Origin of the sequence: Paludifilum halophilum, from assembly GCF_002245355.1 — a bacterium.
In the GTDB taxonomy this organism is placed as follows: Bacteria; Bacillota; Bacilli; order Thermoactinomycetales; family DSM-45169; genus Paludifilum; species Paludifilum halophilum.
Window position 1 is genome coordinate 39473 of sequence record NZ_NOWF01000015.1, and the last position, 6634, is coordinate 46106.

The following is a 6634-nucleotide window of genomic DNA, read 5'->3' on the forward strand; positions in this document are numbered from 1 at the left end:
GACTGGAAGATTCGGAGCGGACAAACTTCACTTCCTTGTTGTATGGCATAGCGCGACCGGGAAGCGACCCTAGGCGCGACTTGTGCCCTTTGGGTGCAACAGGAGCGTGTCAAAATACGATCGCCCTGGATCATCAACACACCTGGTTCGATGGAAATGATCAAGAAGGGAGAGGAGCATGGGTGGCGGGCAAATATTTCAATTATGCAGAACTGGAAAGCCAGGAACGGGAAGGAAAGGACTACCGGATTTATGCCAGGGATCGCGGGACCTTGATCCTGGCGATTCACGGCGGGGGGATCGAGCCGGGAACCCAGGAAACAGCGATTGGTATCGCGGGAGAAGAATACAATCTCTATGTGTTTGCTTCGCTGAAGCCGCCAGGGGAAAACGCTGATTTACATATCACATCAACCCGTTTTGATGAACCGCAGGCGCTGCATCTGGTTTCCAAAGCGGTCCGGGTGGTTTCCGTCCACGGTGTGAGCGGAACAGAGGGGACTTGCTATATGGGCGGTCGGGATCGGTATTTAAAAAACCGAATCCGTGAAAAATTGCATAAGGCCGGTTTTGACACCCGAGAGGCCCCGGATGAAATCGGGGGGGATGATCCGGAAAATATCTGTAATCGGGGGATGACGGGCCGAGGGGTACAACTGGAACTGGACCGAGCATTGAGGGATTCTTTTTTTGAAGAAAACAAACGGGAAGGGAGAAAAAAGAAAACGAAGATTTACTGGAAATTCGTGCAGGCGGTGAGAGAGGCACTATCTTGATGTTTTTTTGTCGGTCGTTGGCCGAATCTCGAAATCCTCCCCAAAGACGGGGAGGATTTTTATTGAATCAGCCTCCCTTTTGTAAATCAACCAATCGCAGTTCCCGCAGTTCCCGGTTCATCCGTTTCGCTTTCTTGACGACCTGTTCCGTGAAGTTGGGGTTGATTTTCAGCGCTTTCCAGTGGTTCGTGCCCCAGGGCCCCGAAATCTGTTGTAAAATCCAAATGCCCTTTTGAACGGTGGCGAAGTATTCCGCATCCTTCAGGTATCCGAAGATCTGCGATGTTGAAGTGTCCGCGTATTCCATCCATTGGACATGTGTATCGTGGATAAACATCGGATCTCCTCCTGTAGGTCTTTGTTCCTATGTATCTTATTCGAAAGACCAACCTTTTTTTATGTCCATTTTGGAGAAAAAATAACGAGGTTGAGATGAAACGGATCTCCACTGACCGATTTTCCTTCCCATATGGGGTTTTTCATTTTTAGGGTCGGAAAGACGGTCGACGGTTGATGAGAACCAGCCAAGGACGGCCATTCTTCATCCTTTTTATCTTTTATTTTTAATTTTTAGAAGGTATGGACGATAGGGGTGGATAAATCAATAGAGGGATCAGAAATCTCAAGAGGAGGTCTCTGATAATGAGAAAAAGATGTGCTCTGTTGTTTGCCCTTCTTCTGTTTGTCAGTGTCCCGGCTTATGCCGATCCGGGCTCGGTTCCCAACGGACCTTGGCTGAAGGATGCTCAGAAGATGAAGCTAAAACGGCTCCATGACTACGAAGAGTTGGTCAAGGCCCTTCACCGGTTGGAGAGGGTAACCGATGGAAACGTTCAGCTGGAAGTGATCGGTCAATCCAATGAAAACCGAGATATCTACATGGCAAAGGTCGGGAACGGTCCGAAAAAGATGATGTTTGTCACTCAACAACACGGCGATGAGGTCATGACGACGGAAGCGGCATTGAACATGTTGAACACACTGGGAACCAGCAACCATCCCGCAATCCGAAACATGCGAGAGGAAGTCTCCCTCTATGTGGTGGTTCGGGCCAATCCCGACGGGTCGGAGCGTTACTGGCGCTATAATTATGATCCGGATGCCGCCCCGGAATACGGTTCTGAAGGAAAGGGTTACGATATCAACCGTTATCATGCTCCGGATTTAACCCCCGATCAAAATCCAGTACCCGAAGCGGCGGCGATCCGAAAGGCCTATGAAACGTATCAACCGCATTGGGTGATCGATTTTCATCATCAAGGAACTTACAAAAACGAGGACGGCCGCATGATTACCACCTCGGTTTACTGGCCCAGCCATCCCGATGTCCAGGATCCGGTTCGCCGTATTTCCAAACAAGCCAGCATGGTGATATACGATACGTTGAGCCATTACGGGTTTGCCGAAGTGAGTCAATATCCGGGAGGCAATTATCAAGGAATTGCCCGCAATGCTTACGGACTTTTGGGCAGTGGAAGCGTCTTGGTGGAGTTCCGGGGCGGTATCGGCCAGAAGAGCGGCGGAAAGATTATCCGGACCGCCTATGCCTCCATGTTTTCGATGGTGGAATCAGTCTCGGAGGATACCATCTCTGAATATGACCCGGACCAAGCCGAAGAAACCATCCCGACGCGGGGTGCCCCGGTGGACGGGGGAGAATAAACAACAGGGAGTGTCTGCATGAAAGGGACGATGCTCGCCGTCACGATATTGGTTTTTGTTTCACTGGTCTTTTCTCCCTGGGGCCGGCCCGGTCTATCTGCCGCTTCCCCGGACTCAGCCCATGGTAAAAAAGGCTGTCACCTTTCGGTGGACCGAATGGTGACTGAAATGACAGATGAGGAAAAGGTGGGTCAGTTGATCATGGCGGCGACCCAAACCGGTAAGGACGGGATGCCGTCGGAACAGACCCGACGGATGATCCGAGAGTATCACATCGGATCGGTGATCGTTTACGACCAGCGGAAACCGGCCGCGATGGCCCGTTATAACAATCGGCTCCAGCAGTGGGCGGAAGAGACGCGGTTCAGTCTTCCCCTGCTGATATCGGCGGATCTGGAGTACGGAGCGGCCCAGCGCATGCCGAAGGAGGCCGCCACCTTTCCGCGGCAGATGGGGCTGGGGGCGGCCGGAAGCGAACATTTGGCTGAAAAGACGGCCCGGATTACGGCTCGGGAAGCGAGAGCTGTCGGGTTTAACTGGAATTACTCTCCGGTGGCGGATGTAAACACCAATCCGAACAACCCTGTCATCGGTGTGCGCGCTTTCGGGGAAAAGACGAATCTGGTTTCCGAATTGACTGCGGCTCAGATTCGGGCTTACCAACGACAGGGAGTGATCGCTTCTGCAAAACATTTTCCGGGGCATGGGGATACGGAAGTGGATTCCCACCTGGGCTTACCCGCCGTCACCTATGACCGGGAAACGCTGGAGAAGGTTCACCTCCCTCCCTTCCAGGTGGCCATCGATGCCGGGGCCGATTCGATCATGACCGCTCATGTGGTGATCCAGGCGATCGATCCTGATCTTCCTGCCACCTTGTCCCCTAAGGTGTTGGACGGGCTGTTGCGAAAAGAGATGGGATACGACGGGATCATCGTCACTGATGCCATGACGATGCACGCGATCTCGGAGAATTGGGGTTCCGGAGAAGCGGCTGTTATGGCGATTCAGGCGGGGGCTGATGTTGTCATGTCCACTGGAAGTTTCAAAGATCATGTGGAAGCGGTCCAATCCTTGCTTCAAGCAATACAATCCGGCGAACTGTCCGAAAAGAGGGTGGATGAGTCGGTGAAACGGGTGCTCAAAGCCAAATGTGAATACCGGTTGGACTCCCGGCGGTACGTCGATCCGGATAAGGCGGAACGGATCGTGGGTCACTCTCGGCACCGGAAGGTGGCGGATGAGGCCGGACGCCAGGCGGTCACATTGGTGAAAAATGAAGAGGGACTTCTTCCACTGGATCGAGGTGCGGAGGAGACGATGGTCGCCGGTGTGGAAGGCGTTCGAACCCTGGCGGATGCGGTTCGTCGGGAAAGTGGATCCCGGGTGAGTGCTTGGCAATCCGACGGGCAAGATCCGACGGATGCGGAAATGATGGAAGCGGTCCGACAAGCGGAAACGGCGGATCGTGTCATCGTGGCCACCTATTCCCAAAGTCGTTTGCCGGAAGGACAGGTAAAACTGGTAAAAGCACTTCATCAGACGGGGAAACCGGTAGTAACGGTTTCGATCGGTTTGCCCTATGATATTGCCCAATATTCCGAGGTAAACGCCTATCTGGCCACCTATGCCGTCGATCGGTGGCAAACACCCAACCCGACCATGCTCGAAGCGGCCATTCGTGTGATCTACGGAGAGCAACCCGGCGGCAAGCTGCCGGTGCACATCGATGATCGGTATCCCTTCGGTTCCGGTTTGCGCTATGATAACCGATAAAAAACAATGGAGATCCTGATCAGCCCAAAACACGGCTTTTTTTACGATCCTCCTTTTGTCCGCGGAGGTCATGACCGGGCTTCTCGCGCATAAAATCAGGAAGAATACTGCCAGCCGAAAAGGGGGAAGGGAATGACTCGCATGACGGAGAGCCTGTTGGGCCTGTTAGGAGGGATGTTAGCCTTCGTGGGAATCGGAATCCGTGCGATGATTCTCTATTTCCATCAGGAAACCTGGTCGGACCTTTTATGGGTGTTTCTTCATTTCATCGTTTTCTTTTTTTTGTTGGGAGTCACGTTTTTCGCAACTCCTCACAAATTGGAAGAAGACCCTCAATACAGCGGGAAATGGATGTTAGCCGGCGGCATCCTCGCTCTTCCTTTTTCATGGTTTACGGCAATTGCCGGTACGTTATTGATCGCGGGAGGATGGCAATCGCTTCGGAAAAAAGAAAAACCCGCGAAGGGTAAAAGTGTCTAACCCAGGGGCCCATCCTGGGTCTTTTGTTGATTAAGGGAAAACCCGGGGTTCAATGAAGTGTTTGTTGAGTCATTTGTACTCCTCGAATATTCCTTTATGCTTCCTCAAATGCAAAATTTGCGAAAATTAATCCATCTCCGTCCTTGTTACACCCTAAACAATCTCGTCAAAAACGTCCATCTCCTTTTCTTTTTGGAGCATTCTCACTTTGTTCATATTACGAAAATGTTTTTTGAATTCATCTTTGTCCGCGTCTTCCCAAAGGTTGGCCAAGCGGAGATACAACTTTGATTTGAGGGTGGGATGAAACGAACCCATCTTTTTAAGAGCTCTTTCGTAGTAATAAATCGCTTCTTGTGGTTGGTTTTGTTTATGATAAAAATCCCCCATAAACATCAGAGCGTAAGACAACCTGGGGAGATCATCGCCGGCAATCTTGATCGCCTCTTTAAGAAGTCGTTTCGCCTCGTCCCAATTTTCCTCATTCATCTGAATCACACCGAGGCGAGTGTACGGCGTAGCAAGTGCTGTTACATCCTTTAATTGATGACGGGTTTCAATAGCGATGGTAAAGCAGTCTTTAGCCTTGTCCCATTGGACTAATTTCGCATAGATACTGCCAAGCGTCATAAGGAAATCCATAATAAACTTGCAATACTCATTGCGGCGGGAGATTTCTAATCCCTGGTTAGCATACTTTAAGGCCTCATCATTCATACCCGTCTTCCGCAAGAATTCAGCTTTCAGCCAATACAGGAGGGTAACATGTTTGGATTCGTGGCCTGGGTCAATCGATCCCCATACTTCCTGGATGGTTTGCATTCCTTCATTGATTCGACCCAGCTTATCCAAATAAACCGCTTTATTGGATCGGAGACCGTATCTCAGATAGGGTAGATCTCCATTTTCTTTGTAGGCATCAATTCCGGTGTTCGCAAAATCGAGGGCTTTTTCCAGGTCATTTTGATAGTAGTAGGTCATTCCCAGTTCATGAAAGCACTGAGCTTCCAAGTTGGAATTCTCATAAAATGGATGTTCATTTACGATTTTAATGGCTTGATAGTATTCTCTTTCTGCTCTTTTCCATTGCTTCTTCGAAAAAAAGCAAAGTCCCTTGATAAAATAAAGTCTTGCGGCTAAAGGATTTCCGTCTTTTATGTTTATTTGATTGACTTTGTTTAACGCAGCATCACCCTTATTCAGGGACCAGAGAAGATAAGCGGAGTCTAGTTGAAACTCAAGATTCTTCAATCGTTTGGACTCCTCTGCTAACCTGGCTGGAATTTCACTCATCTCCAAACCTAATTTATCAAGAAGATACCGAACTTTTTCTGGATTGACATGGGGAATGCCTCGTTCAATGTTGCTGATGGTAGCGGGTGATATGTTTTCATCAGCAACATCTTCCAGTCGAAACCCTTTTTCCTTTCTAACCTTTCGGATAATTTCTCCGATTGCATGCAAATGGGGGATTGACATCTTGAACCACCTTCCCTACGGAATATTCATTGTAAGCAATTACATTTTATATGAAAGTTCCTCGGTTGAAAATAGAAAAGTTCAGATTTTAACTCAAATTTTTCCGATGATGTTGACTTTTAAAATGAAAAGGTCGGGTTTAGCAATACCCGGCCTTTTCGTTCATAAAATCAACGAATAATTACATATCTTTTTCGATCCCTGGTCGGGGTAGGAGAGGATGTTAGATACCATTCGGCTTGAATTTGTAGTAGTAGAGGAGGTTTTCATCCGGATTGATCCGGCGTTACTTCGGTTTACGATTTTGTAACTGCTAGACTCTTAAGCCCCTATTCGACTTTGGACATCCTGGAGATGATGTTCTAAACTAAAGTTGGAAGGGGTTTTTCTGATGAAACGGCAAAATTACTCAAACGAGTTTAAAGTACAGGTCTCCAAAGAAGCGTTGGAGGTTGGGAATA

General features: G+C 49.2%; 6 protein-coding genes. 4 read left to right on the forward strand and 2 right to left on the reverse strand.

Translation table 11 applies throughout. From position 1 onward, the window contains the following. Window positions 1-182: 182 nt before the first annotated feature. Window positions 183-776: a poly-gamma-glutamate hydrolase family protein gene (locus CHM34_RS17455; protein ID WP_169713814.1), complete on the forward strand. Its 594-nt coding sequence runs from the start codon at window positions 183-185 to the stop codon at window positions 774-776. Between the two features lie 67 nt (window positions 777-843). On the opposite strand, the gene CHM34_RS17460 is transcribed toward CHM34_RS17455, so the two are convergent. Beyond that, window positions 844-1113 (reverse strand): hypothetical protein, encoded by a 270-nt coding sequence (locus tag CHM34_RS17460; RefSeq protein WP_094265902.1) that lies wholly within the window; start codon window positions 1111-1113, stop codon window positions 844-846. Window positions 1114-1418: 305 nt separating this feature from the next. Between CHM34_RS17460 and CHM34_RS17465 the strand changes: the two genes are divergently transcribed. The 3 genes from CHM34_RS17465 to CHM34_RS17475 all read left to right on the forward strand — a co-directional run bounded on the left by CHM34_RS17465 (window position 1419) and on the right by CHM34_RS17475 (window position 4694). Beyond that, window positions 1419-2438, forward strand: coding sequence for a M14 family zinc carboxypeptidase (locus CHM34_RS17465; RefSeq protein WP_094265903.1), 1020 nt, complete (start codon window positions 1419-1421; stop codon window positions 2436-2438). Window positions 2439-2456: 18 nt separating this feature from the next. Then, the gene (locus CHM34_RS17470) at window positions 2457-4214 is read left to right on the forward strand and encodes a glycoside hydrolase family 3 protein (protein WP_094265904.1); all 1758 of its coding nucleotides are present in this window, start codon (window positions 2457-2459) and stop codon (window positions 4212-4214) included. 132 nt (window positions 4215-4346) lie between these two features. Continuing rightward, the gene (locus CHM34_RS17475; protein ID WP_141201757.1) at window positions 4347-4694 is read left to right on the forward strand and encodes a hypothetical protein; all 348 of its coding nucleotides are present in this window, start codon (window positions 4347-4349) and stop codon (window positions 4692-4694) included. Between the two features lie 153 nt (window positions 4695-4847). Here CHM34_RS17475 and CHM34_RS17480 read toward each other — a convergent pair whose 3' ends face one another. Beyond that, the gene (locus CHM34_RS17480; RefSeq protein ID WP_094265906.1) at window positions 4848-6173 is read right to left on the reverse strand and encodes a helix-turn-helix domain-containing protein; all 1326 of its coding nucleotides are present in this window, start codon (window positions 6171-6173) and stop codon (window positions 4848-4850) included. Window positions 6174-6634: the final 461 nt, after the last annotated feature.